At 42.9% G+C, this 538-nt stretch carries 1 protein-coding gene; it reads right to left on the reverse strand.

The window, feature by feature from the left end:
- Positions 1-538 (reverse strand): hypothetical protein (locus ACTHUR_RS17540; RefSeq protein ID WP_440399998.1); only part of this gene is annotated, 538 nt, incomplete at both ends.

Raw genomic sequence — 538 nt, forward strand, 5'->3', positions numbered from 1 at the left:
TTCTCTTTTGTGTTTTTTTTGGTGTTGTTGTGGCTTGTGGGGTCTGTGTTTGATGGGTTGTTGGTGGTGTTGGGTGTGTGTGGTGGGTGGTGTTGGTGTTGTTTTGTTTTTTGTGGTTTGTGGTTGTGGGTGTGGTTTTTTTGTTTTTTTTGTTGTTGTTTGGGTTTTTGTTGGTTTCTTGTTTGTCGGTTTGGGTGTGTGTTGTGTTGTGTTTGTTTGTGTTGTTGGTGTTGTTGTTGGTTTTGTTGTGGTGTGTGTTGTTGTTGTTTGTTTTTGGTTTGGTTGGTGTTGTTTTGTTTTTGGTTATGTTGTTGTTTGGGTTGTTGTTGTTGGTGGTTGTTGTTTTGGTGTTGTTTTTGGTTGGTTGTGGGGTGGTAGTTGTGGTGGTGTTGGTTGTTGTTTTGTTTGTTGTTGGGTTTGTGGGGGTGTTGTTGTTTTTGGTGGTGTTTTGTTTGGTGTGGGTGGTGGTTTGGGGGGGTGCTGGGGTTGTTTGTGGGGTGGTTTTGTTTTGTTTGGGGTTGGCTGTGTGTTGGTTGGC

Source organism: Neisseria sp. P0021.S007 (assembly GCF_051956855.1).